This window comes from Microbacterium sp. SORGH_AS_0505 (assembly GCF_030818715.1).
GTDB lineage: Bacteria > Actinomycetota > Actinomycetes > Actinomycetales > Microbacteriaceae > Microbacterium.
Genome location: NZ_JAUTAT010000001.1, coordinates 548,653 through 574,148, shown reverse-complemented (window position 1 = coordinate 574,148; position 25,496 = coordinate 548,653). Strand labels below are relative to the sequence as shown.

Sequence of the window (25,496 nt, the reverse complement as noted above, 5' to 3'; positions counted from 1 at the left end):
ATAGGGGGAGGGCCGCGGCATCCGTCCCGCTGTGAAGGACGCCCCGGCGTCGCGAATCACCACCCGGATGCCGGATCACCAGCGAAACGCGCGCCCCTGGGTGGTGACTCGGCACGCGGGTGGTGATTCGGCGCCAAGGGCGGCGCCACGGGCCGGGCGGGGGCGGGGCCGGCGCAGGGGGAAGCCCGAGACGCGACGCGCCCGAGTGGCGGGGTGCTCCGATATCACGTACACTAAATCTTTGGTGCGTTGCGCCTGTTTCGGCGTGTCACCACAAACCCCACTCACCGCAGACCGACCGGTCTGCCAACTGTAAGCGAGCGTATGGCCAAGAAAGACGGTGTCATCGAGATCGAAGGCGTGATCTCCGAGGCTTTGCCGAACGCGATGTTCCGCGTCGAGCTCAGCAACGGTCACAAGGTCCTGGCCACGATTTCCGGAAAGATGCGGCAGAACTACATCCGCATCATCCCCGAGGACCGTGTGGTCGTGGAGCTGTCGCCCTACGACCTGACCCGCGGCCGCATCGTCTACCGCTACCGCTAGACCGGTCGAGAAGTAACGCCCCGCTCGCCAGAGCGTCGGCGAAGACAGCGAATCAGGAACATCATGAAGGTCAACCCCTCCGTCAAGCCCATCTGCGACCACTGCAAGGTCATCCGCCGCCACGGTCGCGTCATGGTCATCTGCAAGTCGAACCCGCGTCACAAGCAGCGCCAGGGCTGATGGGATGCCGCGCCTCGCGCGGCTCGCAGGCTCACAACTGAACACATCTCGGCAGGATCAGAACCCGCTCAGCGGGGGACACCTCGGGTCGGAGGCCCGGGCACCGATCCTGCTCCACACCTCCACTGACTCCTAGGAGACATCGCATGGCACGTCTTGCCGGCGTTGACATCCCGCGCGACAAGCGCGTGGTGATCGCCCTCACCTACATCTACGGCATCGGCCGTACCCGCTCCGTCGAGATCCTCAGCTCGACCGGTATCGACGAGTCGATCCGCGTCAAGGACCTCAGCGACGAGCAGCTGGTTGCGCTCCGCGACCACATCGAAGGCACCTACAAGGTGGAAGGTGACCTCCGCCGCGAGGTCGCCGCTGACATCCGCCGCAAGGTCGAGATCGGCTCGTACGAGGGCATCCGCCACCGTCGCGGCCTGCCTGTGCGCGGCCAGCGCACGAAGACCAACGCGCGTACCCGCAAGGGTCCCAAGCGCACCGTCGCCGGCAAGAAGAAGGCGCGCTAAAGCGCCGCCGCCACAGGTTTAGGAGAACACTCACATGGCACAGGCCAAGTCCGCTGCGCGCAAGCCGCGCCGCAAGGAGAAGAAGAACATCGCGCTGGGCCAGGCCCACATCAAGTCGACGTTCAACAACACGATCGTTTCGATCACCGACCCCTCGGGTGCGGTCATCAGCTGGGCCTCCTCGGGTGGCGTCGGCTTCAAGGGCTCGCGCAAGTCGACCCCGTACGCCGCCGGCATGGCCGCCGAGTCTGCTGCGCGTCAGGCGCAGGAGCACGGCGTCAAGAAGGTCGACGTCTTCGTCAAGGGCCCCGGCTCGGGCCGCGAGACCGCGATCCGTTCGCTGACCGCTGCCGGCCTCGAGGTCGGTTCGATCCAGGACGTCACGCCGCAGGCCCACAACGGCTGCCGTCCCCCGAAGCGCCGCCGCGTCTGATCCTCGACGGATGCCGGGGGCTGCGACGCGTGTCGCGCCCCGGCATCCCGGACACAACTCAACACTTCACCAATTGCACGTGTCATATAGCGGTCACGTGATTGAAAGGAACACATAGTGCTCATTGCACAGCGTCCCACTCTGACCGAGGAGAAGGTCGGCGACTTCCGTAGCCGGTTCGTCATCGAGCCCCTGGAGCCCGGCTTCGGCTACACGATCGGCAACGCGCTGCGTCGCAGCCTGCTGTCGTCGATCCCCGGCGCCGCGGTCACCAGCATCCGCATCGACGGCGTGCTGCACGAGTTCAGCACGGTCCCGGGTGTGAAGGAGGATGTCACCGAGATCATCCTGAACATCAAGCAGCTCGTGGTGTCGAGCGAGCGCGACGAGCCCATCACCGCGTACCTGCGCAAGACGGGTGCCGGCGAGGTCACGGCCGCAGACATCTCCGCTCCGGCGGGTGTCGAGGTCCACAACCCCGAGCTGGTCATCGCGACGCTCAACGACTCGGCGAAGTTCGAGCTCGAGCTGACGATCGAGCGCGGCCGCGGCTACGTCTCGGCCACGCAGAACCGCAACGAGTACGCCGAGGCCGGTCAGATCCCGATCGACTCGATCTACTCGCCCGTCCTCAAGGTCAGCTACCGCGTCGACGCCACCCGTGCCGGTGAGCGCACCGACTTCGACAAGCTGGTCCTGGACGTCGAGACCAAGTCGTCGATCAGCCCCCGCGACGCCGTCGCATCGGCCGGTCGCACGCTGGTGGAGCTGTTCGGTCTCGCTCGCGAGCTGAACGTCGAGGCTGAGGGCATCGAGATCGGCCCGGCGCCGGTCGCCGAGGTCCTGACCAACGAGCTCTCGATGCCGATCGAGGACCTCGACCTGTCGGTTCGGTCGTACAACTGCCTCAAGCGCGAAGGCATCAACACGGTGTCCGAGCTGGTCGCCCTCTCGGAGACGCAGCTCATGAACATCCGCAACTTCGGTCAGAAGTCGGTCGACGAGGTCAAGGACAAGCTTGTCTCGCTCGGTCTGTCGCTGAAGGACTCGGTTCCCGGGTTCGACGGCTCGCACTTCTACGGCGGCTACGACGACGAGACCGTCTGATCGGATCTCGGTTCGCCGGGTCCTTTTGACTGACTTTCATTTCCAGGAGTAATTGACATGCCCAAGCCCACGAAGGGTGCCCGCCTCGGAGGCGGCCCCGCACACGAGCGTCTGATGCTGGCGAACCTCGCCGCTTCGCTGTTCACGCACAAGTCGATCACCACGACCGAGACCAAGGCCAAGCGCCTGCGTCCGTTCGCCGAGCGCCTGGTGACGTTCGCCAAGCGCGGCGACCTGCACGCCCGCCGCCGCGTCCTCTCGGTCATCGGCGACAAGAGCGTCGTGCACGAGCTGTTCGCCGAGATCGCCCCGCTGGTCGCCGAGCGTGAGGGTGGCTACACCCGCATCACGAAGGTCGGCAACCGCAAGGGTGACAACGCCCCCATGGCCGTGATCGAGCTCGTCCTCGAGCCGGTCACCCCCAAGGCGAAGTCCACCAAGAAGGCTGCTCCGGCCGCTGCCGCTCCGGCTGCTGCCGAGGAGCCCGCGGTCGAGGAGACCGAGGTCGAGACGCCCGCTGAGGACGCCGCCGACGCCGGTGCCGAGTCGCCCGAAGAGGGTGCCGCTGCTGAAGCCACCGCCGAGGACGCCGTCGCGTCCGAGGACGGAAAGGCCGACGAGGCCAAGTAAGGCTCCCTCTCCGGAGGGAATCCGAGGGCCCGCCCCCGTTTCGGGGCGGGCCCTTTCTCGTACCCCGGCGCCGGGCGTGCAGCGTGCGACTCGCGTGTCCGATGTCGACACTCCCGAACCGGGGTCAGCGGGCGCGGTGGAAGGTGTCGCCGACGGCCCACTGGGCGAGTTCGACGCGGTACTCGAGCTGGGCTCGGCTGTTCTCGACCTCGTCGATCGCGTCGCCGACGGCATCCGCGTACCGCTTGCCTCCGGCTGCGCCGGGGTGGATGCCGTCGCCCGCCAGCAGGTCTTCGTGACCCGATATCGCACTCGACCAGTCGGCGAGCGTCACGCCGGGCGCGCGGTCGGCGAAGGTGCGCAGCTCGTCGTTCACGCCGGGGATCCAGTCGCGCGGCGCGTGAGCGGTGACGAGCACGAGAGTCCGGGCCGGCCCGACGTCCTTCTTGAGCCGAGCGAGGTCGGCGGGATCGATCGGCCCGTTGGTGCCGAGGCCGACGACGACGTAATCGCGCAACTGTCCTCGTGCGGCCAGCCCGTCGACGATGTCGAGGCCGGCACTCATCGAGCGCGACACCTTCGCGTCGATCTGGGCACCCGGCATCCGGTCGATCAGGCCGCCTGCGGACGCGAGCATGACGGAGTCGCCCACGGCGGTCACGCGGGCGCCGGCGACGCGTGCCGGGGCCGGGGGAGCGGGACGTCCGTCCGGAGCGGTGCAGAGGCCACCGTCGTCGGTGAGGTTCGCGCTCGGGCACTCGGGAAGCAGGAGAGGGTCGTCGCTGCGCAGCGCGGCGCCCGGCAGGGTCGCGTGATCGGAACGGGAGGATCCTGCGCTGAGTGCCGCGGCGCCGTTCTCGACGACGGCTTCACTCGAGGCGACCGTCGGCGCGTCGGCGACGGCGGCTGTCGTCCCCGCGACGACCAGCGCACCGGCGGCGACGGCGGCCGTTGCGGCGAGGCGGCGGACGGGGCCGCCGCGGAATGCCCGGCCGATGGCGCGGACGGACGCGCGGAAGCCGAGCCGTCGCACGGGCTGCTCGACGAAGCGGTACGACACCTCGGCGGCCAGCAGCGTCAGAACGAGCGTGGCCGCGGCGACCTCGAGCGGCACGGCGACGTCCGGGGAGGTCCGCGTCGTCGCGACCGTGAGCAGGACGACGAGCGGCCAGTGCCACAGGTAGATGCCGAACGAGCGTTCGCCGACCCAGCGCAGCGGTGCGACGTCGAGGACGCGTCCGAGCCAGGACCCGGGGCGGACGGCCGCGGCGATGGCGGCGACGGTGAGGACGGATGCCGCGAGCAGCAGCCCCGGGAAGGTCTCCGCACCGGGCCCCGGCGTGACGAAGGCGAGCGCGATGATCGCTGCGATCGCGAGCCCGCCGAGCGCGGCGGGCACTCCGCGTTCGCGCGCGGCGGGACGGACGAAGGCGAGCGCGACGCCCAGGAGCAGTCCGAAGGCGTGCGTGTCGGTCCCGTAGTAGACGCGCGTCGGGTCGGCGCCGACGAGGAGGACGGCGGCGAGGGCGGATGCCGCGGCCAGCGCGACGGCGACCATCACCCGCCCGCGGCGCAGCCGCAGGACGAGGGGGAGCAGGAGCGGCCAGAGCAGATAGAACTGCTCTTCGACGGCGAGGGACCAGAGGTTCCGGAGCAGCTCCGGCGCGGAGGAGTCGAGCCCCCCGAAGTACGACGACCCGGCCGCGACCGCGACCCAGTTGTAGGCGAAGGTCGCAGCTCCGGCGAGCTGTGACCCGAGGCCCACGAGGACATCGCCGCCGATCGTCCACGCGAGCGACGCGCTGACGAGGACCACCACCCCGATCGCGGGCAGCAGGCGCCGCGCGCGGCGGCGCCAGAACTCGAGCAGCCGGATGCGCCCGTGCTCCTCGTGCTCGCGCATCAGCAGGGTGGTGATCAGGAACCCCGAGATCACGAAGAAGACGTCGACCCCGAGGAATCCCGCCGGCAGCGCCGGGAACAGGTGGTACACGACGACGAGCAGGACCGCGACGGCGCGGAGTCCGTCGAGGCCTGGCAGGCGCGCAGGAGCGGGTCGGGGCATGGCGGGGGCAGTCGTCGAGGGGGGTCGAGGGCTGAGGGGGCGAAAGTCGGCATCCAGTCTACGAAGCGATCCTGAGCGCCGTCCGTCTCTTCCGGCGCGCTCGCGAGCGGGATAGGTTGGCATCACCGAGTCACGCACGAGCGCCGCAGACGTCACCGTGATCGGGTCGGCGCGTCGTCCCAGGAAGGGCTGGCATCATGGCGGGCACCATCATCGTCGGAGTCACCGGAGCGCGCGTGTCGCGGCGGGCAGTCGACTGGGCGATCGCCCGTGCGACGACGCGGCGGCAGTCGATCGAGCTGATCTCGGTCGTGGGCGGCGCGATCGGCGCGATCGGCGAGGCGGAGGTCCTCGGGGCGGCGCAGACCGCGACCCAGCAGCTGCTCGACGGCGAAGCGAAGCGGGTGTCGGATGCCGGCGTCCCCGTGTCCACGCGGGTCGAGTCGGGCAACCCCGTCACGAAGCTCGTCGAGGCGTCCAAAGACGCCGCGATCCTCGTGCTCGGCAGCGACTACCGGGGTCCGGGCACCGGGCCCGCGCGCGGGGTCCACGGCATCCGGATCGCCGCGGGGGCGACGTGCCCTGTCGTCGTGATGCCGGACCGCGACCTGGGTGAGGGGATGGGCGTGGTCGTCGGCATCGACGGGTCGGAGGTGTCGGAGCACGCGATCGAGTTCGCGGCATCCGAAGCCGACCGTCTCGGCGAACCGCTCATCGCGGTCAGCGTGTGGACTCCCGTGCACACGCCCCGGAACGCGATGGAGGTCTACCCCGACCTGTACCTCGCGAACATGCAGGCGACGACGGAAGAGGTCTTGGCGCTCTCCCTCGCCGGGCTGTCGGCCCGCTACCCCGATCTGCGTGTCGTCCGGCGGGTCGAGCGCGGTCACCCCTCGCACGTGCTGGCCGGGATCGCCGGAGACGCTCGTATGGTCGTCGTCGGTACGCATGGTCGCGGCGCGCTCGCGCGCTTCCTGCTCGGGTCGATCAGTCAGGAGCTCCTGTCGCACCTCCCGACGGTCACCGCCGTCGTCCGCTGACACGGACGTGCGCGGCGTCCTGCGTCGTGCGAAAGTGAGGGCATGACCCACACGGACACCGTCCTCGTCGTCGGCGAGGCGCTGATCGACATCGTCGAGCGCGATGGCGCGGACGCGGAGCACGTCGGCGGCAGCCCCGCGAATGTCGCCGTCGGCATCGCCCGGCAGGGGGTGTCCGCCTCGCTCCTCACGCGGCTCGGCCGGGATGATCGCGGCCGCCGCATCGCGGACCAGATGACGGCGTCCGGCGCGGGGATCCACGCGTCGTCGTGGACGGATGCCGCGACCTCCACCGCGCGCGCCCTGCTGCGCGTCGACGGCTCGGCCGAGTACGACTTCGACATCGAGTGGGAACTCGACGCTGCGGCGGCCGAGGCTGCGGCAGGGGCGGCATCCGTCGTCCACTCCGGGTCGATCGCCCTGTTCCTGCAACCCGGGGGAGAGGTCGCGCTCGCGACCCTCGAACGCGCCCGCGACGCGGGCCGGGTGGTCACGGTCGACCCCAACGTACGTCCGGCCCTCGTCGGCGACGACCCGCGACCGGTCGCCGAGCGAGCGTTCGCGGCGGCGACACTCGTCAAGCTGAGCGATGAGGATGCCGAGGCGCTCTACCCCGGTGTGCCCGCCGCGCAGGTGCTCGAGACCATCGCGGCGCTCGGGCCGCAGATCGTCGTCATGACGCGCGGCGGCGAGGGCGCACTGGCGCTCGGAGCGTCGGGACACGTCGAGGTCGCACCGCTGCGCGTCGACGTGGCCGACACGATCGGTGCGGGCGATGCGTTCATGGCGAGCCTCATCACGAGCCTCGTCGACGACGCACGGCTCCTGACCGGCGACGCCGATGCCCTGCACCGGGCGCTCCGCCGCGCGGTCGTGACGGCGGGCATCACCGTCTCGCGTCCCGGCGCGAACCCGCCCACGCGGGCCGAGGTCGACGCGGCGCTCTGACGGCCGCGGATAGGCTGGCATCGTGCGCCTGCGGATCGACCTCGCCTATGACGGCACCGACTTCCGGGGTTGGGCGCGGCAGCCGGGCCTTCGGACCGTGCAGGGCACGCTCGAAGCGGCGATCGCCCGCATCCTCGGCGGGGATCCGCGGCTGGTCGTCGCAGGACGGACGGATGCCGGTGTGCACGCATCCGCGCAGGTCGCCCACCTCGACCTCACCGAGGGTCAGGAGCGTCGCCTCCTGTCGGGCCGTCGCCCCGAGCCGGCGGCGCTCGCCGCGCGCCTGAACGGTGTGCTCGGGCCGTACCCGGACGTGTTCGTGCACCGCGTCGACGTCGCCCCCGAGGGGTTCGATGCGCGGTTCTCGGCGGTCTGGCGTCGCTACGCCTACCGGGTCGCCGACCGCGTGACGGGCTACGATCCGCTGGAGCGCGGGCGGACGACCTGGGTCCCGGCATCCCTCGACGTCGCAGCGATGGATGCCGCAGCCCGGAGCCTCCGCGGACTCCACGACTTCGCCGCTTACTGCAAGCCGCGCGAGGAGGCCACGACGATCCGGACCCTGCTCGAGTACGGCTGGCACCGCGACGATTCCGGCGCGCTGATCGCGTCGGTGAAGGCGGATGCGTTCTGCCACAGCATGGTGCGAGCGCTCGTGGGCGCGTGTGTTGCGGCGGGAGAGGGGCGGATCGAGGTGAGCCGCGTCGCCGAGATCCGCGACGAGCTCACCCGGACGAACGAGATCAAGGTCCTCGCGGCGCGCGGCCTGACGCTGACCGCGGTCGGCTACCCGGCGGACGATCTGCTCGCGACGCGCGCCGAGCAGACGCGCGCCCGGCGCGAGCTCGACCCGTCGACCGACTGAGCGCGCATCGCACGGCCTGTACCGTGCGGCGCGCCCCACACGAAGAAACTCCCCCAGGCCGTGGCCCGGGGGAGTTTCTTCTGCGATGGTTCGCGAGTGCCTTATGCCCGACGTGCGCGGCGCACCGAGGTCGCAACCGCGATGCTCGCACCGGCGAGGACGAGGACGCCGCCGCCGACCCAGAGGCCGAGGAGTGCGTCACCGTCGAAACCGGCGTTCGGAAGTGCAGTGCCGCCGTCGCCACCAGCGCCAGCGCCCGTCGCGGTGACCGCGATGGTCGTGGATGCCGAGGTGCCGCTGTCCTGGCCGACAGCAGCGAGGGTGTAGGTGCCGCGGGCGTTGGAGGGAAGGGTGACCGTGACGGCCGCCTCGCCCTGAGCGTTGGCTTCCTTGGTGATCGTCTGCGAGTCCTGAGCGGAGAACGCGACGAGAGCCAGGGTGGCGCCCGAGGCGTTGAAGCCGGTCAGGGTGAAGTCGACGGTCTCGCCTGCGGCGAAGTCGTCGAACGTCACAGTGCCGGCCTCGCCGGGAGCCAGGGCGCTCGGCGAGTCGACGACTACGGGGTCTGCGGGGTAGGCGCTCGCGACGGCCGGCGCCGCGAAGACCGCCGCGATGGCGACAGCGAGAGCCGCCGTTGCCTTGCTGATCTTGTGCTTCATGGTGACTGCTTTCGGTCGTCGTGAGTTCGAGGCGTGGACGGCAACAAAAAATCCAACCGACCGCCCCTCGTTGGTTGGACATAGCCAGTATTCAGGTTTTGCTCAGTATCGGCAACTAATCAGGGTTTCGATCAGGTAAACAACGACTCACTCCGACACATCCCCGGCGATCGGCACCCGGCATCCGCCCTTGTAGACTGTCGGCACCGCGGGGAGGGGTCATGATGCGGATGAGAACCGTGCGTCTGGCCGCAGTCGCCGTCGTGCTGAGCAGTGCCGTCGCCCTGTCGGGATGCGGACCCGCGCCGTGGGCGAGCGAGAGCCCGTCGGCCTCGGCTCCGGCCGTGTCGTCGTCTCCGCCGCCCGTCGTCGCACCTCCGGTCGAGAACGACCTGTCGAGCGGGTCGACGCAGCGCGACCTGACCGCCGGTGCGGTGAGCGTCGCAGTCAACTACTGGTCCGAGCTGCGCATGGATCGCTGGACCCCCACGGCTGTCAAGCCGGTCAGCCTGTCCCTCGTGACGACCGTGACCCCCAATGACGGGCAGAAGGTCTACCTGCAGAAGGCGACGATGCTGGCGATCCCCGCCAACGCTGAAGAGACGTTCCCCGCCCTCGACCCGCAGGTCGACCAGGCGAGCGTCAAGAACGGCTACCTCGTGCTCAAGCCGTACAGCTACTCGCAGACCTTCAACGTCGGCCAGGTGCCCGAGAACGCGACCTACGTGACGCTCCAGTTCACGTACGACTTCCTCGTGCAGACCAAGCCCCGAGCCGACGAGTACGCGAAGCAGACCGCGACCGACACGGTGACCGTGGCGATCGCGCAGCAGCCGGCATCCGGCTCGGACTAACGGTTCTGCGGGCGCGGTTCCGCAACCTCAAGAACCTCAAGATCCGGTAAAGGCCGTCGCGAGGGTTCCCGAAGTCCCGGTTTCTGGGCGGCGCGCGCCCCTACCGTGAAGACGTGGCACCGGCGGCGGCGACCCGAACCCCGCCGCCGGTGCCCTCCACCCTTCAGACCGAACGAGGTTCGCGCATGTCCATCCGTCCCCACGCCCGCCGCCGGCTCGCCGTCATCGCCCTGGCAGCCGCGGCCGCACTCTCGTTGTCGGGATGCTCGCAGATCGTCGAGGCGTTCAACGGGATCTCCGGCACACAGGACGACGCTCAGGCGGTGCCCGCGCCGAACGCGACGCCCGCCGCGGGCACGGCCGAGATGCCGTTCGACTCGCAGTTCACCTACGACGGCTCCGTGCAGATGACCTACGAGGTCGCCGATGGTCTGCAGATCATCCTCGACATGTGGGCGGTCGATTCGAAGCGCACGCGCGAGTGGTACGCCGACAACCCGAAGACCTTCGGGTTCGCGGTCAACGTCAAGGACACGCGCGTCGACGAGAAGGCCGTCCTTAAGCAGAAGCGACGCGTCTACCTGTCGAACGTGACGATCAGCTCGCAGACCGCGCAGACCTCCAACCAGGTCAGCTCGCCGTTCCAGTTCAGTGCCGACCCGCGCACGCTCGTGCCGACCGACACGATCCGCTCGAACCGCGGACTGCTCATCAACAGCTTCCAGGGCGGTCTGCTCGTCCCCGAGACGACGATCAACCAGCTGCCGCAGGACACCTACGGCGTCACCCTGCAGTTCGCGCTCGACATCTGGGTCGAGGGGACGGCGAACGACGACAAGTCCTTCGCGCAGCAGACGGTCTACCCCGTTGTCCCGATTGCGATCTATCCTCGGGTTACAGAGACCGACGAGTCCACGGGGGGAACAACCGGCGGCACGTCGGGAGGAGACTCCCAGGGCACCACGGGGACTGACGGTTGGACTTCGACCGGCGGTACCGGCGGTCCCACCACACCGTGAATCCAGTTCGAGGAACCGACGTGACAAGTCCGTACATCCCCGGCCCGCAGGGTTGGCAGCCCGCACAGCCCCAGGCTGGGGCGTGGCAGGATCCGAACGCGGCGCAGTGGCAGCAGGGGTGGCCCGCGGTGCAGCAGCCCGCGGCGCAGCAGCCTGCGCAGCCGCAGCCCGTCCAGCCGCAGCCCGTCCAGCCGCAGCCCGTTCAGCCGCAGCCCGTTCCGCCGCAGTGGCAGCAGCCCGCCGGTGCGTGGACCGAGCCCGCCGGCACGTGGCAGGATGCCGCGCCGCAGGGGTCGTGGCAGGGTGCGCCCGCGCAGGGCGGCTTCGGCGCCGGTCCTGGCGAGATCGTCCCCGTCGACGAGTTCGCCGACGACTTCGCTTCGGTGCTCGAGAACTCGTCGGTGCACCGGTCGACGATCGGGTGCATCGTCCCGGCGTACAACGAGGCCGAGTCGATCGCCGACGTCATCCAGTCGCTGCTCGCACAGAGCCGCGTGCCCGACGTGATCCACATCGTGGTCAACAACACGTCGGATGACACGGTGAAGATCGCGTCGGAGTTCTCGGGCCCGCACGAGGTCGAGACCGAGCTCGGTCTGCAGTTCACCGAGGTGTTCGTCCACGACATCGGCAAGAACCCCGACAAGAAGGTCGGCGCCCTGAACTACGGGTACGCGCTCGTCGAGGGCTACGACTACCTGCTGGGCGTCGACGGCGACACGACCGCCGACCGGCGTGCGGTCGAGTACCTCGAGAACGAGGCCGTCGCCGACTCGCGTATCGGCGGCATCTCCGCGATCTACACGATCGACGACCGGCCCATCAAGGGCTTCATCGCCAAGTGGCTGATCGCCGGTCAGCGCACTCAGTTCGCCGCGTTCAACATGCAGAACCTGCTACGCGGCCGCAACATGGCCGTGCTCGGCGGCCAGTTCTCGATCTTCTCGACGACCGCCCTGCGCGACATCATGAAGGAGAACCACCAGAACTCCCCGTGGGTGAAGGACTCCGAGGTCGAGGACTCACTGCTGTCGCTGCAGATCAAGTCGGCCGGGTACCTCACGAAGATCAGCCCGTTCGCGCGGGCGGATGTCGGCGGCATGACCACCTTGAAGGGCTACGACGCACAGCAGGTCAAGTGGACCTACGGCGCCATCGAGCTCATGTGGCCCGGTCAGCGCGGTGACACGAAGGGGCAGCCCTTCCACCCGAACCTGCGTCTGCGGTGGTTCGAGCAGTTCTCGATGCTCACGAACTTCTTCGTCCGCGTGGCCTTCATCACGCTGCTCATCGCGTCGCTGTCGATCAACGCGTTCGTCTTCTCGCCGTGGTGGCTGATCCCGCCGCTGGTGGCCGCAGGCCTGAACTTCCGCATGGCGCGGGCGATGGAGAAGTCCAACGGACGCGACCTCGCGTTCGCGATGCTCATGTTCCCGGCAGAGATCTTCATGTGGATCCGGATCAGTCACTTCATCAGATCGTGGACCCGCTTCCTCTCGAAGAAGAAGGTCGACAACTGGGCCCTGCAGGCGAGAGCCGAGAAGGGCGGCGTTAGTTTCGGCCACTGGACGCCCTTCATCATCCTCGCCATCGTCGCGATCGCGATCGCCGTCATCTGGAACCTGCTCGACCCGGTGACCCAGTCCGCGATCCTCTGGGTCGGCTGGCCGATCGTCGGTGTCGTCACGGTGCTGCAGACCCTCACGATGGCGATCAAGCTCTTCCAGCGTCACCAGGGCTACAAGGTCTGATTCGCGCCGGGCGCGGGGGCGTCTGCGGATGCAGGAGTTTCGCCCCAACACGCCGCGTTCTGAGCCGTGGATGCCGGGTGTCGCGCGGCATCCATTGCATCCGTCGTCGGTGCGGGGCCGTCTGAGCTCCGGCCTGCCACGCCGGACTCGTGCGGGCTTGCCCGTGTGCCGAGTCACCACTCGGGTGCCCGCGCCGGACTCGTGCGGGCTTGCCCGTGCGCCGAGTCACCACTCGGGTGCCCGCGCCGGACTCGTGCGGGCTTGCCCGTGTGCCGAGTCACCACTCGGGTGCCGCGCCGGACTCGTGCGGGCTTGCCCGTGTGCCGAGTCACCACTCGGGTGCCGAGTCACCAGCCGAATGCGGGCCGATGGGTGGTGATTCGGCCCGCGGGTGTTGATTCGGCGATGACCTATGCGTGGGTGCTGCTCGCTCGGGGCGCAGATGTACGCGGATGCAGGAGTTTCGCCGCGACACGCCGCGTTCTGAGCCGTGGATGCCGGGTGTCGCGCGGCATCCATTGCATCCGTCGTCGGTGCGGGGCCGTCTGAGCTCCGGCCTGCCACGCCGGTCTCGTGAGGGCTTGCCCGTGCGCCGAGTCACCACTCGGGTGCCGCGCCGGACTCGTGCGGGCTTGCCCGTGCGCCGAGTCACCACTCGGGTGCCGAGTCACCAGCCGAATGCGGGCCGATGGGTGATGATTCGGCGCTGGGGTGTTGATTCGGCGAGGGGGTGCGGACCGTGCGCGCTCGGATGCGCGCGCGGGCGTCCCGGCCCGGGTGCGCGGGCAGGCGTGCGCGGATGCAACAGTTTCGACGCGACACGCCGCGTTCAGCGGTGTGGATGCCGGGTGTCGCGCGGCATCTATTGCATCCGCGAACGCGCGCACGGCGGACACCCCCGCGAACGCACGGACGGCTCGCACCCCCGCAGCCGGCGCGCGCACGCCCCCGGGCGCACGCCTCCGGCAAGCCTCAGGCGCTGGCGACGGTTTCGGAGGTGAGGCGGTAGCCCACGCCGCGGACGGTCTCGATGTACCGCGGGTTGTTGGGGTTGTCGCCGAGCTTGCGGCGCAGGTTGGTCATGTGCGCCTCGATGGCCCGCTTGTCGGCCTCGCCGACGAAGTAGCTCGTGACGTACGACTCTCCGCGCAGCACGAGCGTGAGGTCGGCCTTGCTGCGCACGCGTCGCTTGGATTCCATGAGCGTCGACAGCAGGTCGAACTCGGTGCGCGTGAGGGTCAGCTCGCGCCCGGCGACGAGGACGACGCGGTGCTCGGCGTGCACGGCCAGGTCGCGGTGGACGGTCCATCCCGGACCGCCGACGGGCGGGGTGGCGGATGCCGGGGCCACAGCGTTCCCCGGGTGCTCACCCTGCGACGGCACCCCCTGCGGCACGAGACCCTGACCGGGAGCACCCTGCCCAGGCGCACCCTGACCGGGCGCCACCTGACCGGCGCCGCCGAACTGCGGCCCGCCGTACTGTCCGGGCGGCACAATGACCGCACCGCCCTGCTGCGGGTCGGGGTACACGGGCGTCATGACGCGCTCGTCGAACACGGGGCTCGTCGGCGCGGGGTCGTACTGCGGCTGCGCGGCGGTGCGGGCTCCGGGGAAGGAGGGGCCGGCGGCATCCTGTCGCGGAGCGGCTGCGACGGTCGTACCCGTCGCCCGCGGACGCCGCAGGAGCGACTCGACGCGGGCGCGGAGCTCGCGCGGACGGAAGGGCTTGACGACGTACTCGTCGGCACCGGCGCCGAGGCCGAGGACGACGTCGGCCTCCTCTTCGAGACCGGTGATCATGATGATGTAGGTGTCGCTCTGCGCGCGGATGCGGCGAGCCGCTTCGAACCCGTCGATGCCGGGCATGTTCACGTCGAGCGTCGTGATGAGCGGCTGGTACGAGAGCACGGCGCGCACGCCGTCGATGCCGTTGCCGACGGAGACCGTCGAGAATCCTGCCGCTTCGAGCACCTCGACGATGAGGTGGCGGATGTCCGGATCGTCCTCGACGATGACCGCTGTCTTATGCATCGACATCGAATCACTCATCGCCGATTGCCCCCCGATCCAGTATGAAAGTCGGTCCTCATGCTACACACGCCTCAGCGCACGCCCTGCGTCAGTTCGACGCCGGCCTGCGGCCAGTACACGCCCGCTGCGGGCCCGCCGCTGCAGGTGCCGTCGCTCTCTCCGGGAGGTTTGATCCACAGGTTGGTGTCGACGACGTCGTCGTGGAACGTGCCGCCGGGCTCGCCGACCGTCTGGCCGGGAGGGTTGCACCACTCGCCGCCCGACGACGCGGTCCCGTTGCGCGACGTGTCGACGATCGCGTGGGCACCGCCGAGCAGCTGTGACAGCGCGGCGGCGTAGGCGAACTCGTCGGCGGATGCCTGATAGTTCGAGACGTTCGTCGCGAACCCGCGGACCCGGTCGATGACGCCGGTCTGCCGGATGAAGTCCGCCATCTTCTCGGCGGGCAGCCAGTTGCTGTGTCCGCCGTCGATGTAGATCCAGGTGTTCGCGGTGGTCAGCCCGTCGACCGCGGTGCTCAGCTGGCGGGCGCGCTCGCCGATGTTGCCGCACTCCTCCGACAGCGCGATGCTGTCGGGCTCGAGGATGACGATCTTCTGCACCTCGGGGGCGGTGTCGAGCGCCTTGCCGATCTCGCCGACCCAGACGGGGTAGTCCTGCTCCGACAGGCCTCCCGCGGAGTGGTTGCCGCAGTCGCGCCCGGGAAGGCCGTAGACGACGAACGCGGCGGCACGCCCCTGATCGCGTGCCTGCGAGATGAGGTCGAGGACCGTGCCGCCGGCTGTGCCGATGGGGTCCTGCTCGGGGGTGAGCCAGTACGCGGTGGGTTGGGCGGCGAGGTAGGCGGCGGCATCCTTCTCATCACCGGACAGGTCGCGGGATGCCGCGGCGACCTTCGCCTGGTCCGGCGCGATGATCGTCGTCGCCACGTGAGGGGGCTGCGCGGTGAGCGCGTGGAACCCGCGGGTCACGGCGCTGCCGATGACGCCGACGAGCACGAGGACGAGAGCGAGCGCCACGATGATCGCCACGGGGACGAGTACGCGGGCCGGAGGCATCCGCAGCTTCCTGGGAGCCACTCTTGAACTCTAGCCATAGGCTGATGCTCGATGATCACCGTCGTCTCGTACAACCTGCGCAAGCACGCCGCAGCGGGCGAACTCACCGAGCTGGTGGGCCGCTACGACGTCGACGTGCTGTGCCTGCAAGAGGTCGACACGACCGACATGCCCGAGCGCATCGGCGGACTCGTGCTGGCCGACGCGACGCGCTCGAATCGGCTGGGGCTCGCGATCTATTACCGCGAGAACGGCTTCCGCGCCGGCGCGAGCAAGACCTTCTCGCTCAAGAAGTCGTTGCACGACATCGTTCTGAAGCCGGCAGACGAACGGATGCTGGGGCTCAGCCTTCGCGACATCGACTCGGGCATGGACTTCATCGTCTCGTCGTTCCACGCTGCTCCGCTGACAGCCCTGAACTCGCTCCGGCGACACCAGATCCGCGCCGCGCTGCGCGAGCTGTCGACGCTCGGCAAGGGAGCGCCGATCCTCATGGTCGGCGACTTCAACTACCCCGTCTTCAAAGAGAACCTGAGCCAGGTGATCCGCGAGAGCGGCTACGAGCTGAGCCTCAGCGACGCGCGCACGTACACGCGCTACAAGTTCTTCAAGGGGTACTACGACTTCGCCACGTCGAGCGGGTTCGAGATCGTCCAGGTCAAGACGCTCCCGAAGGGTGCGAGTGACCACCTTCCGATCCTGGTGACGGCGAAGCCGATCCAGCGGAAGTCGTCGAGCGTCGCCTGAGCCGGGCGAGCTGCCTCAGTCGCCCGGGCCCCGAGGGCTTCCTCAGTCGTCGGTGCGGTCGCGGCGGCGGCGCACCGCCGAGGCGATCACGATGACGGCACCGGCGGCGAGGAGCGCTCCGGCTCCGATCCACAGGCCCATCAGCTGGTTGCCGTCGAACCCGGCCCGCACGAGCGGGTCGCTGCTCTGCGAGGCGTCGATGACGGCGCTGGAGGTACCGCCGGTCGAGGTCGCCGAGATGGCGGCGATGTTGTAGACGCCGCGCGCGTCCGACGGGAGGACGATGCGGATCGCGGGCAGGGCGCCCGACGCGTCGGACTCGAAGACGGCGCTCGCCGTCGAGATCGCCGTGCGGACCATGGCGAAGCGCGCCCCGGCGCCGTTCTCACCCGTGACGGTGACCGTGACGGTCTCGTTGGGCGCAAAGGTGCGGGAGTCGCACGAGAAGCTGATGGTGTCGCCCGGGCCGGCACCCGCGGCATCCGACGTGCAGGCGTCGACCGGCGGGTAGATCGTCGATGCGCTCGCGACTGCGGGCGCACCGAACGTCAGAGCGGTGAGAAGAAGGATCGTGACGAGGGCGCGGGGGGAGCGGCGCATGAGTGCTGCTTTCAGGGGAGGTACGTACCCGAGTGTAATCGAGGGCTTCCGATCTGGGGTTTCTCGCAGATGACGGTTGCGCAACGCGTCACTCGAGTGCGAGGCCGGTGCCCGCGGGCGCGCAGGACGCCCGCACGACCGGTGACAGCGAGGCATCCGCGGTGGGGGTGACCCAGGCTTCGGCGTCACGGACGTCGGTGTCGGCAGTCAGGTCCACCGACACGGTGGCGGTCTCGCCGGGCTTCAGGTCGGCCGAGTACGACAGCACCTGGCGTCCGTCGACGATGGCGCCGCCGAAGGCGCGGTCGCCCGGGGGAGTGGCCGCGCTGATCGTGAAGCCCTCCGGCAGGTAGATCTCGCCGACGGTGCGGGCGGTTCCGACCGGCACCCCGTAGACGCCGCCGCCGGTGATGTACTCGGGCAGCGACGCGGCGTCTGCGGGTGCGTTGTTCGTGAGGCTGACCTCTAGCGACAGCGTGCGGGGAGTGGCGCCGGTACCGCACCCCGACCAGCCGAGCTGGACGGCGGGCGTCATGTAGTAGTCCATCTTCGAGCCCGTGCCGTCGTTGAAGTAGACGCCGAATCGCGCGGTGTCGGCATCGCTCGCGGGCGGGGCGCCGGCCAGTGTCGTGTCGGCGAGGATCTTCTCGTCGTCCTCGTCCGCGCTCCAGAGGTACAGACGGTGCTCCGCGCCGGCTCGGCCGAGAGCGCTGACGAGCGCGCCCGGGTCGACCTGTCCGCTCGTCATCGCGGTGAAGACCGCCGCCGCCGCCGAGGCGAAGAACGCATCCTGCTGCCGCGGATCCTCGTAGCGCAGGTAAACGTCGTTGAGCAGGAGTTGGACGGCGTTCTCGCTCGTCAGCTCGTCGCCGGTGGGGAGCCGGACCGGCCCGGTGGCCTGCAGTAGGTACGACAGGGCGACCGGATCGATCGACATGACGCTGCTGACGTCGCGCCCCTCGCGTTTCGCGAACTCCTGCGCCAGACGGGCGGTCAGCGAGAAGTCCGGAACCTGCGTGATGTTCTGAATGTAGCGACCCGGCTTCGCGTCGTAGAGCGAGGCGTACTCGCCGAGGTCGAGCACCGCGTCGTCGTACCGGTCGAAGTCTGCGGACGACAGCTGGCCGTCGAGCTCGATCGCGCCCTCGTCGGCGCGGAGGAGCGTCGACGCGCCGACGATCCCGCCCTGGGTGCGCCACTCGGCGTTGTTCTGCACGAGCAGCAGGTGGTTTCGGGGGCCGTCGGCACCGAGCATCGACGGGAGCAGCCGGCTGGCACGCGAGAGGGCGTCGGTTCCCGATGCGACTTCCGACAGCAGGCCGTCCAGCGAGCCGATGGCGTCGGCGAGGGGCGGGAGGAGGGGAGCGCGGTCGATCGCCTCGACATCGTCCCGAGCGGATGCCGCGGCCCGGGCGCCATCCTCGGCGGGGCCCGCGAGCGCCGTGAAGACCGAGGTGTCGATGCGTCCGTCGACGGGCACGAACGCCTCGACGCCGAAGCCGTCGGCGACCGCGGCGATGGGCTCCGCCGTGCCGGTGACGACGTCGTCGACCGCGGCGGCGGCATCCGCGACGGCCGCCAGTTGGGGGCCCACCCACGGCACACCTTCGACGCCGCGCCACAGCGGATCCGAGGTCAGCTCACGGGCCGCCGAGGTGTCACGAGCCACGCGGTCGAGCGCCGCGGTCGCCGCGGAGAGATCGCCGATGTTCTGGGCGATCGCCGGGGCCTGCCGCTGCGCTGACGCAAGGTGGTCGTAGGCGAGGTAGCCTCGCACGCCGATCCACCCGACGACGAAGAGTACGAAGAGCAGGGCGAGCCCGAGCGCCCATACGACCACGCGGCCCACGGTGCGGGCGGCGGGAGGCAGGAAGGTCTCGGGCATCGGCACGATCCTACGGTGGTGCCCCGTCGATGACGTATCAGGGCGCGAAGACCGCGCGCTCCCACCGGTCGCCGCCCGAGATCTGGGCGTGCGCGGCCGCCTCGCCCGCGGCTGCCGTGAGGCGGTCAAGGTCGTAGTCGGCCAAGGGGGCAGCAGCCACGCCGATGCTCGCCGACAGGCGGATCGGGACGGCGGGCTGGTCGGTCAGTGTGCCGATGCGGTCGAGCAGTCGCGACAGCAGCCCGCGCACGGCGGTGTCGGGTCGGGGGAGCAGGACGAGCACCTGCGTCGGCGAGACGGCGTAGATGTCGGCCTCGGGGGGCATGACGGTGCGGATGTCCTCGGCGAAGCGGGCCGTGATGCGTTGGAACGCCCGTCCGCTCGATGCGTCGAGCAGCTCGCCGGCGTCGTCGAGGCGCACGTCGATCAGCGACCACCAGCGGTCGCCGGCCTCGCGGGCACGGGCCAGGCGATCGCGGGCCACGCCGAAGAACTCGACGGTCTGCTGCTGCTCGGGTGTCTGCGCCCCGCGCCGTACGAGGTAGAGCAGCGTCACGAGGGCGCAGATGAGATACAGCAGCGCCACGACCTCGTTGAGGTCGTACAGGTCCTGCAGGTCCGCCTCGGTCTCGCCGATCGTGCCGTCTGCCAGGCGGATGAGCCCGTCGATCGCGACGAGGACGGCCAGGCCGACGAACCCGCACGCGACGACGATGAGCGGCAGTGACATTTCGCGTTCGGCTTTGCGCAGACGCAGCAACTCCCACGCGGCGAGACCGGCGGTCGCGGCGGCGAGGGCGAACGACACCCGGAACACGGCGCCGTAGGTGAGGGTCTCGGCGGTGAGGCCGAGGACGACGGTGGCCGCGCTGAACACGACGATGGTCGGGAGCAGCATGATCGGCTCCCGGCCCCGCCGGGCGCGCAGGCCAATCCAGACGAAGGCGACGGCGCACAGGATGGGGCCGTGGGCGGCTCCGCGCAGGTGGTGGGAACCGATCTGATCGGCCGCGACGAGCAGATAGCAGCTCAGCATCGCGAGGGCGAAGCCGGAGGACCAGATGGATGCCGCGCGCCCCGGATGCGGCAAGAACCCGAGCCCGATCATGATGATCGTGCAGGTCGTCGCGACCGCGACGAGCACGATCGTCACGTCGATGTGCTCCATCAGTACGCCCCCTCGCTGCGGCCTGCGGCGGGCAGACGAACCGTGACGGTCGTCCCGCGTCCGAGAGCGCTCTCCACGGTGATGCTACCCCCGTGGCTCTCGACGATATCGCGCGCGATCCCCATGCCGAGGCCGGTGCCGGGCACGCCGCCCTCTTGCGCGGTCTGAGCGCGGAAGTAGGGCGTGAAGACGCGCTCGACGTCGTCGGTGGACATGCCGATCCCCTCGTCGGCGATGGTCACGGCGACCCAGCCGTCGTCGTCGACCGCCGCGGCTACACGGAGCGTTCCGCGGTCGCTGTACTTGATGGCGTTGCTCAGGACGTTGTCGACGACCTGGCGCAGGCGGAACTCGTCTCCCTCGACGACGAGCGGGCCGGCGACGACGGCGTCCACCACCAATTCCGACGCGGATGCCGCGGGTGTGAACGCCTCGATCGCCGAGGTGACGAGGGCGGCGGCGTCGAAGCGCGCGCGGTGGACGTCGGCATCCGTTGCCGGAGCGAGGATCCCCTGAATGAGGGTGAGCATGCGCTCGCTCGCGGATTCGATGACGTTCACGTGGTCGCGCTGCGCCGGCGTGAGGGGGGAGCCTTCGAGGAGCAGATCGGCGTGGCCGAGGATCGCGGTGAGGGGGTTCCGCAGCTCATGGGCGATCACCCGCGAGACGTGCGGACGTTCTTGCTGGGCTTCGGCCACGGCGGTGAGGTCCTCGAGTTCTACGACGAAGGTGTCCTCGCCGATCGAGTTCGCGCCTGCCGGGCGGATGGAGAGCCCGAGGGCGCGCCAGGTTCCGCTGCGGTCGAAGAGCCATAGGCGCTCGTGTTCGACGACCTCGCCTCGGCCCGCGCGTGCGAGCACGGTCTCGGCCGGAGTCAGGGCGCGGCCACGGAAGCCGGAGTACTCGACCGCGCCGCCGACGGGGAAGCGCAGGTCTTGCGCGTCGAGCGAATACAGCTCGCGGTAGGCGGCGTTCGCCGAAACGATCTCGCCACCGCGGGCGACCCGGGCGAGGGCGACGCTGATCGAGTCGAGGACGGTATTGACCCGTTGCTCGGCCGACTGCACGCGTTCGAGCGTGTTCGCCAGCCTGCCGGCCTGGTTGCGAGCGAGGTAGCGGAAGGCGCGGATGCGGCGGGAGCCCACCGAGATCGTGATGGCGAGGAAGGCGAGAGCCAGCATGACGATCAGCAGCTCCACGACCACGTCGGGCGAGAGGTTCCAGTGATCGGGGTCGGCGAGGTTCATGAGCGCGACGGCGGCCAGCGACGCCACGATCTCGAGGGTGCCGTAGTAGGTCGCGATCCAGGCGATGGGGAAGACCCATAAGAAGCCGAGGCTCGGCTGGCTGAGGGTCAGCAGCCCGATCGCGACGATGTCGACGAGGGGCAGGACGAAAGCCGCGTGCTTGGGGATCCGCGCCCACGGTGTGACGAGGGTCGCGATCGACGCGATGACGATGACGAGGATGCCGAAGAGGAAGCCCGGGGTGGCGAGCAGACCGACGTCGAGGACGCCGACGGCGACCGTGATCGCCACGACGCTGAAGGTGAAGATCAGCTGCCATTGCCACACCGACCGGACGCGTGTGCCGATCAGTTGGCTATCCGCCCAGCGGCTCTCCACAGCGTGGCGTTCGGTTGTCGGCATCAGGTTGGCTCCGCCGCCAGTGTGGCACGGATCGATGGGGGCCGTCAGAACGCGGTCTCTCCCGGGACCAGAGCGGCGCGGAGGGTCTTCACGAGGATGACGAAGTCACCCACGAGCGTCCAGTTCTCGACGTACGACAGGTCGAGGCGCACCGACTCCTCCCATGACAGAGACGACCGGCCGCTGACCTGCCAGAGCCCCGTGATGCCGGGCTTGACGAGGAACCGTCGGTGAACGTGGTCGGCGTAGAGCTCCACCTCGCGGGGGAGCGGAGGGCGCGGGCCGACGAGGGACATCGACCCACCGATGACGTTGAACAGCTGGGGCAGCTCGTCGAGGCTGAGCCGACGCATGATGCGGCCGATGGGCGTCACTCGGGGGTCGTTCTTCATCTTGAAGAGAACCGCGTTGCCGGCGTCGCGGTCCTGTTCCATGAGCGCTGCGAGGCGGTCTTCGGCGTCGGTCACCATGGAGCGGAACTTCAGCATCGTGAACTCGCGGCCGCCGTGGCCGATCCGCTTCTGTCGGAACAGCACCGGGCCGGGGCTCGAGAGCCGGATCGAGATGGCGAGGAAGGCGAGAATCGGGCTGATCAGAGCGACGCCGAGGGATGCCGCGGTGACGTCCATGACTCGCTTGGCGACGCGCTGGCCGCCGCTGAAGCGCGGTGTTTCTACGTGAAGGAGGGGAAGACCGGCGACGGGACGGCTGCTGATGCGGGGGCCGGCGATGTCGGCGATGCCCGGCGCGAGCACGAGGTGCTGACGCCCGGCCTCGAGGCCCCAAGAGATCTGTTTCACTTTGTCGGCGGGGAGCTCGTCGGTGCTGGTGACGACGACGGTGTCGGCAGCGGACTCATCGAGCGCAGCAGACAGCGCCGACAGGGAGCCCATGATCGGGATGTCGGTGCCCTCGATCGTGTCGGCGGTCGCGCCGCCGGGCACACAGGCGCCGACGACGTAGTAGCCGGCGCTGGGGGTACGCAAGAGCTCGTGGGCGATGTCGACCACGGACCGCCGGGACCCGACCAACAGGACTCGAGCCGAATACGCGCCCGATCGGCGCTGCGCGATGAGCCACTGACGCCACAGCCACCGTTCGAACAGCAGGACGAGAATACCCAGCGGGAGGCTGAGCAGGAGGAAGCCGCGCGCCACCTCGATCTGGGTGAGGAAGGCGACGATCGCGATGATGCCGAACAGGGTGACGCTGGATCGAGTGAGACGCGCGTACTCCGCGCTCCCCGCGCCGATGACGCGATGATCGCGGGTATCGGCGAGGCTGAGGGTCAGCATCCACACCAGGATGAGAGCCGTCGAGAATCCCCAGTACGACACCTCGCCGTCGACGCGCCCCGTCTGTATCGCGAGGTCCGCGGCACCGAGGCCGAACCAGGCGATCTGCGTGCCGTAAACGACCCAGATGAGGACGAGCAGATCGCTGAACCACAGACGGCGGGCGTAGGTGCGGCGCCAGTTCCCTACCGGTTCGTCCCGGCGGACGCGCACGACGGTCGCGTCGCTCTCTTCCGAATCCGTCGTCATGGTGTTTGCCATGCTCTCGCCACTCCCCCCGGAGAGTCCACTCCTTGGGCGCACGCTAGCAGGGCGGTGTAACGGTGGTGTGACGAATGTGACCTCATGCGTCGCCGTCGGTGAGAGCGGGAAGGCGGAGCACGGCCTTCACACCGTGCCCCGCGGTGGAGGTCACGGTGACGTCGCCGCCGTTGCGGCGCGCGAGATCGCGCGCGCTGCCGAGGCCCAGGCCGATGCCCGACGACCCGCGGCCCTCGGCTTCCGGGCCGCGGTAGAACCGGTCGAAGGCGTGGTGCAGGGTGGACGACGACATGCCGGGGCCGTCGTCGGTCACCGAGATGAGCACGTCGTCGTCGACACGGGTGGCCTCCAGCGCGACGGTGCCGTTCTCGGCGAACGTGATGGCGTTCGAGACCAGGTTCGAAAGAGCTCGCTCGGCGTCGCCGTCGCTCGCGCGGACGACGAGACCGCACGGAATAGTGATGATCGAGGCGCGTCGCGTCGAGGCTTCCGCGGCGTAGGCGCTCTGCACGCGCGAGAGGAGGGAGTCGACGGCGACGGCATCGCGGCTCTGGGACTCTCGGGCATCGATCATCGTGTCGATGAGGCCGCGCAGTCGCTCAGCACCGCGCCGCGTGGCGCCGAGCCACGAGCGTTGCTGGTCGTCGAGCCGGGTGTCGAGCAGCAGATCGGTGTACCCGAGCATGTTCGTCAGGGGCGTGCGTAGTTCGTGGCTCGTCGCCACCGCGAAGTCCTCGCGCTGGCGCTGCAGCTCGAGCTGTTCGGCGAGGGCGGCGACGCGAGCGCGTTCGGCTCGAGCGATATCCTCAGCCGCGGTGAGGGCGATCGCGGCGTTGACACGCCCTTCGTAGCGCGCTGCCGAAACGAGCAGGCTGAACACCCCGACGGTGCTCATGAAGACCACGAGCGTCACCGGTGAGGTGCGCGACGCCGCCAGGTCGAAGCCGAAGGAGCCGCCGGCGGTGAGGGTCAGAAGCAGAGCGGCAACGCAGATGAGCAGGGACTGCACGATCGCGATTCGGATCGGGAAGCGAAGGCACGCCGCGGCCAGGACCGCGAACACCAGAAAGGTCACCTCCGTGGCGCCGCCGGGGCCGAAGGTGAGGAACAGGGTGGCCGCAGCAACCACAGCGTGGACGGCGACCTCGATCGGATTCGCCCGTTGCCGCTCCCGGGCGGGGAGGGCGGCGAGTACCCCGATCAGCATCACCGCCGAACTGTGCGAGGCGAAGGCGACGATCGCCACTGAGGCGAACGAGGCGCCGGCGAGCAGCGCCCCCGCGCCGCCGATCGTGAGCCCCAGCACCAGCGCGCCCAGCAGGGCCGCACTGACGAAGCGGACGGCGTTCCCGAGCGTGTCGAGCCGGAAGGCGTCCCGCTGCCTGCCGAGCGCTGCGAGGAAGACGACGATCTCGACCGTATTGCACAACCCGTAGACCAGGCCGAGATACCAGGGGCGGCCGACGAGGATGTTCGTCGTGACGGTGGCGAGGGGGATGGCCAGCATCAGCCACGTGCGGTCGGCCCGCGGCGCGCGCAGGGCGAACCAGGCGGCGGCGCCCGCGGCGGGCCACCACCACGCGATGGGAAGCCCCGGCGACTGGAGCGTGAGACCGGCCAGGCTCGCCACGACGATGCACGCGAGGGCGGTCAACCAGTAGCCCCAGCGGCGCCCGCGTGACAACCGGGTGGAAGGCGCCTTCCCTGCGGCGGTGGCGGTCGTCACGCGTACACCGTACATCGCGGTCATCCCGCGTGTAGTCTCATGCCATCGCCGATGTCTCGATCGGCTAGTGAACCCCGAGGTGAGCCGCGATGGCATCTGTCCTGGTCGTCGAAGACGACATCGACGTGGCCTTGCTGCTCAGTCATGTGCTGCAAGGTGTCGGGCACGATGTCGAGGTCGCGCACGACGGCGGCGCGGGGCTCAAGCGGGCTTTCGAGCGGCATCCCGACATGGTCATCCTCGACTGGATGATGCCGATCAAGACGGGGATCGAAGTGTGTTCCACGCTGCGCGCCGACCCCGGGTTCTCGTCGACGCGCATCCTCATGCTCACCGCCCGCTCGTCGCCGCAGGACGTCGCTCAGGCGCACGCCGCGGGCATCGACGACTACGTCGTGAAGCCGTTCACGCCGCGTCAGTTGCGCGAGCGCGTCGCGGCTCTGCTCGAGACCGCCTGA

General features: G+C 69.6%; 24 protein-coding genes. 14 read left to right on the top strand and 10 right to left on the bottom strand.

Annotated features, from left to right (window positions below; genetic code table 11):
* Positions 1-324 precede the first annotated feature (324 nt).
* The 6 genes from infA to rplQ all read left to right on the top strand — a co-directional run bounded on the left by infA (position 325) and on the right by rplQ (position 3,417).
* Entirely contained in the window at positions 325-546 is a 222-nt protein-coding gene (gene infA, locus QE428_RS02825) for a translation initiation factor IF-1 (protein ID WP_017201569.1), read from the top strand.
* Between the two features lie 63 nt (positions 547-609).
* Positions 610-726: a 50S ribosomal protein L36 gene (gene rpmJ, locus QE428_RS02820; RefSeq protein WP_005050492.1), complete on the top strand. Its 117-nt coding sequence runs from the start codon at positions 610-612 to the stop codon at positions 724-726.
* A gap of 146 nt (positions 727-872) precedes the next feature.
* A complete protein-coding gene (rpsM, locus tag QE428_RS02815; protein ID WP_036309878.1) occupies positions 873-1,247 on the top strand; it encodes a 30S ribosomal protein S13 in 375 nt (124 codons plus the stop codon).
* A 34-nt stretch (positions 1,248-1,281) separates the two neighbouring features.
* Entirely contained in the window at positions 1,282-1,680 is a 399-nt protein-coding gene (rpsK, locus tag QE428_RS02810) for a 30S ribosomal protein S11 (RefSeq protein WP_018171470.1), read from the top strand.
* Positions 1,681-1,797: 117 nt separating this feature from the next.
* The gene (locus QE428_RS02805; RefSeq protein ID WP_091356724.1) at positions 1,798-2,787 is read left to right on the top strand and encodes a DNA-directed RNA polymerase subunit alpha; all 990 of its coding nucleotides are present in this window, start codon (positions 1,798-1,800) and stop codon (positions 2,785-2,787) included.
* A 57-nt stretch (positions 2,788-2,844) separates the two neighbouring features.
* On the top strand, positions 2,845-3,417 hold the full coding sequence (rplQ, locus tag QE428_RS02800; RefSeq protein ID WP_091356721.1) for a 50S ribosomal protein L17: 573 nt from the start codon (positions 2,845-2,847) through the stop codon (positions 3,415-3,417).
* 124 nt (positions 3,418-3,541) lie between these two features.
* Here rplQ and QE428_RS02795 read toward each other — a convergent pair whose 3' ends face one another.
* Positions 3,542-5,482 (bottom strand): acyltransferase family protein, encoded by a 1,941-nt coding sequence (locus tag QE428_RS02795; RefSeq protein ID WP_307462756.1) that lies wholly within the window; start codon positions 5,480-5,482, stop codon positions 3,542-3,544.
* 197 nt (positions 5,483-5,679) lie between these two features.
* Between QE428_RS02795 and QE428_RS02790 the strand changes: the two genes are divergently transcribed.
* The 3 genes from QE428_RS02790 to truA are packed head-to-tail and all read left to right on the top strand — an operon-like array spanning position 5,680 to position 8,335.
* Positions 5,680-6,522 carry a universal stress protein gene (locus QE428_RS02790; protein ID WP_307462754.1) on the top strand — a complete coding sequence of 281 codons (843 nt, stop codon included), beginning with the start codon at positions 5,680-5,682 and terminating at the stop codon, positions 6,520-6,522.
* Between the two features lie 42 nt (positions 6,523-6,564).
* Entirely contained in the window at positions 6,565-7,470 is a 906-nt protein-coding gene (locus tag QE428_RS02785; protein WP_307462752.1) for a PfkB family carbohydrate kinase, read from the top strand.
* Positions 7,471-7,492: 22 nt separating this feature from the next.
* The gene (gene truA / locus QE428_RS02780; protein ID WP_091356706.1) at positions 7,493-8,335 is read left to right on the top strand and encodes a tRNA pseudouridine(38-40) synthase TruA; all 843 of its coding nucleotides are present in this window, start codon (positions 7,493-7,495) and stop codon (positions 8,333-8,335) included.
* Positions 8,336-8,436: 101 nt separating this feature from the next.
* Here truA and QE428_RS02775 read toward each other — a convergent pair whose 3' ends face one another.
* Positions 8,437-8,994, bottom strand: a complete 558-nt coding sequence (locus tag QE428_RS02775) for a hypothetical protein (RefSeq protein WP_091356703.1) — start codon at positions 8,992-8,994, stop codon at positions 8,437-8,439.
* A 230-nt stretch (positions 8,995-9,224) separates the two neighbouring features.
* Between QE428_RS02775 and QE428_RS02770 the strand changes: the two genes are divergently transcribed.
* From QE428_RS02770 to QE428_RS02760, 3 genes are all read left to right on the top strand, one after another.
* Positions 9,225-9,848: a hypothetical protein gene (locus tag QE428_RS02770; protein ID WP_231916476.1), complete on the top strand. Its 624-nt coding sequence runs from the start codon at positions 9,225-9,227 to the stop codon at positions 9,846-9,848.
* Positions 9,849-10,033: 185 nt separating this feature from the next.
* Positions 10,034-10,867, top strand: a complete 834-nt coding sequence (locus QE428_RS02765) for a fructose 1,6-bisphosphatase (RefSeq protein ID WP_307462747.1) — start codon at positions 10,034-10,036, stop codon at positions 10,865-10,867.
* Positions 10,868-10,887: 20 nt separating this feature from the next.
* Entirely contained in the window at positions 10,888-12,618 is a 1,731-nt protein-coding gene (locus QE428_RS02760; RefSeq protein WP_307462745.1) for a glycosyltransferase family 2 protein, read from the top strand.
* A gap of 972 nt (positions 12,619-13,590) precedes the next feature.
* Here the strand turns inward: QE428_RS02760 and QE428_RS02755 are convergent.
* Positions 13,591-14,667 carry a response regulator transcription factor gene (locus QE428_RS02755; RefSeq protein WP_307462743.1) on the bottom strand — a complete coding sequence of 359 codons (1,077 nt, stop codon included), beginning with the start codon at positions 14,665-14,667 and terminating at the stop codon, positions 13,591-13,593.
* 53 nt (positions 14,668-14,720) lie between these two features.
* Positions 14,721-15,728, bottom strand: coding sequence for a glycoside hydrolase family 6 protein (locus tag QE428_RS02750; RefSeq protein WP_307462741.1), 1,008 nt, complete (start codon positions 15,726-15,728; stop codon positions 14,721-14,723).
* 30 nt (positions 15,729-15,758) lie between these two features.
* On the opposite strand from QE428_RS02750, the gene QE428_RS02745 reads away from it, so the two are divergent.
* The gene (locus QE428_RS02745; RefSeq protein WP_091356690.1) at positions 15,759-16,454 is read left to right on the top strand and encodes an endonuclease/exonuclease/phosphatase family protein; all 696 of its coding nucleotides are present in this window, start codon (positions 15,759-15,761) and stop codon (positions 16,452-16,454) included.
* Between the two features lie 42 nt (positions 16,455-16,496).
* Here the strand turns inward: QE428_RS02745 and QE428_RS02740 are convergent, their stop codons facing one another.
* The 6 genes from QE428_RS02740 to QE428_RS02715 all read right to left on the bottom strand — a co-directional run bounded on the left by QE428_RS02740 (position 16,497) and on the right by QE428_RS02715 (position 25,038).
* The gene (locus tag QE428_RS02740) at positions 16,497-17,054 is read right to left on the bottom strand and encodes a cell wall protein (RefSeq protein WP_307462739.1); all 558 of its coding nucleotides are present in this window, start codon (positions 17,052-17,054) and stop codon (positions 16,497-16,499) included.
* An 88-nt stretch (positions 17,055-17,142) separates the two neighbouring features.
* Entirely contained in the window at positions 17,143-18,939 is a 1,797-nt protein-coding gene (locus QE428_RS02735; RefSeq protein WP_307462737.1) for a DUF4012 domain-containing protein, read from the bottom strand.
* Between the two features lie 37 nt (positions 18,940-18,976).
* A complete protein-coding gene (locus tag QE428_RS02730; protein WP_307462735.1) occupies positions 18,977-20,107 on the bottom strand; it encodes a hypothetical protein in 1,131 nt (376 codons plus the stop codon).
* Complete coding sequence (locus tag QE428_RS02725; protein ID WP_307462733.1) at positions 20,107-21,756, bottom strand: HAMP domain-containing sensor histidine kinase; 1,650 nt, start codon at positions 21,754-21,756, stop codon at positions 20,107-20,109. Before QE428_RS02725 ends, QE428_RS02730 begins: the two co-directional genes overlap by 1 nt.
* A gap of 44 nt (positions 21,757-21,800) precedes the next feature.
* Positions 21,801-23,312, bottom strand: coding sequence for a sugar transferase (locus QE428_RS02720; protein ID WP_307462731.1), 1,512 nt, complete (start codon positions 23,310-23,312; stop codon positions 21,801-21,803).
* Between the two features lie 82 nt (positions 23,313-23,394).
* Positions 23,395-25,038 (bottom strand): ATP-binding protein, encoded by a 1,644-nt coding sequence (locus QE428_RS02715; protein ID WP_307462729.1) that lies wholly within the window; start codon positions 25,036-25,038, stop codon positions 23,395-23,397.
* 89 nt (positions 25,039-25,127) lie between these two features.
* Between QE428_RS02715 and QE428_RS02710 the strand changes: the two genes are divergently transcribed.
* Positions 25,128-25,496 carry a response regulator transcription factor gene (locus QE428_RS02710; protein ID WP_307462728.1) on the top strand — a complete coding sequence of 123 codons (369 nt, stop codon included), beginning with the start codon at positions 25,128-25,130 and terminating at the stop codon, positions 25,494-25,496.